Origin of the sequence: Mesorhizobium sp. M7A.F.Ca.AU.001.01.1.1, from assembly GCF_004022735.1 — a bacterium.
GTDB lineage: Bacteria > Pseudomonadota > Alphaproteobacteria > Rhizobiales > Rhizobiaceae > Mesorhizobium > Mesorhizobium ciceri.
On record NZ_RZPF01001135.1, the window covers coordinates 1 to 1169 of the forward strand.

At 61.2% G+C, this 1169-nt stretch carries 2 protein-coding genes; both read left to right on the plus strand.

Annotated features, from left to right (window positions below; genetic code table 11):
• Positions 1-305, plus strand: a 305-nt coding sequence (locus EN884_RS36505; RefSeq protein WP_128361156.1) for a DUF6484 domain-containing protein, incomplete at its 5' end; no start/stop codon positions are given.
• A partial coding sequence (locus EN884_RS36510; RefSeq protein WP_128361157.1) for a hypothetical protein occupies positions 305-1169 on the plus strand: 865 nt, incomplete at its 3' end. The genes EN884_RS36505 and EN884_RS36510, both read left to right, overlap by 1 nt.

Below are 1169 nucleotides of genomic sequence, written 5' to 3' on the forward strand. Positions count from 1 at the left end.
GCCTTGCCGAACTGTCATCCGATATGATCGGCCAGGAGATCGCCTTGTTGTTCGAGGACGGAGATGCGCGGCGGCCGCTCATCGTCGGGCGCATCGTGGAACTGGTGCGCAAGCATGCGGCACCTGCAGTTATTCGCGATGGAGACCGCGTGCGGATTCACGCCGAAGAACGGATCGAATTACGCTGCGGCAAGGCAACGATCCTGATGGAGAAAGACGGTCGCATCACCATCAGAGGTACTTTCGTTACCAGCCACGCCAGTGCCGCCAACCGTATTCGCGGCGGTTCGATCGACTTAAATTGATGATGGTCGCGGGGAGCTACGGCCAACAATCGGACGGTACCGTTGAACATCGCATCGTCAAGGACATTGTGCGTCAGCACGCCGAGCTGGCGGCTTTCTTGTGGGCGCAGCGCGACACGTTGGCCGCCGAGGACCCACCTGAGGGAAACGTGGTCGACGGCGTCGGCAGGCGGCTTGAGGCAAACCTTGACGGCTTGCGTATTGCCGGGGTAGCCGCATGGCCGTTCATCGAGGCTGCCTATGAGGACTTCCCCGAAAAGGGGGAGTTGTTCCTTTTCACATGGTTGGCAATTGAGCAGGGTAGCGATAACAAGATCCGACAAGCCGTTGAACTTGGCCGTGCTTCGGATGACGATGCGCGGGGCCTGGTCGGAGCACTGGCATGGCATAAGGCCGAAACGATTAGTCCCTTGGTACGGCGTTGGATCAGCGCGCAAGACGCGTTCCTACGCTATCTCGCTGTCGCGGCCTGCCGCGAACATGGGGTCGACCCAAAAGCTCTGTTGACGAATCTGATGCGCGATCCTGACGTCCGCGTGCGGGCAAACAGCCTGCATTTGGCGGGGGTACTGCAACGCCTCGATCTGGTGCACGAAGTTGCTGGCGCGCTAGATGCCGACGACGGAAGCGTGCGGCTATGGGCAGCCTGGACACTGAACGAACTTGACCGCGGGGATTTGGCGAGGGCGGAGTTGCGAAAGGTTGCGGCCACCAATGGGCCAAATGCACCGACGGCTTTGCGAGCCTTGATCAAGGCAGGGCCACAGGACGACGTCCGCGCCTTCATGGGTGGCTTGCTCAAGTCGCCCGACACGGCGTCGCTAGCCGTGCGTGGCGCCGGCATGCTGGGCGATCGTTCGATCC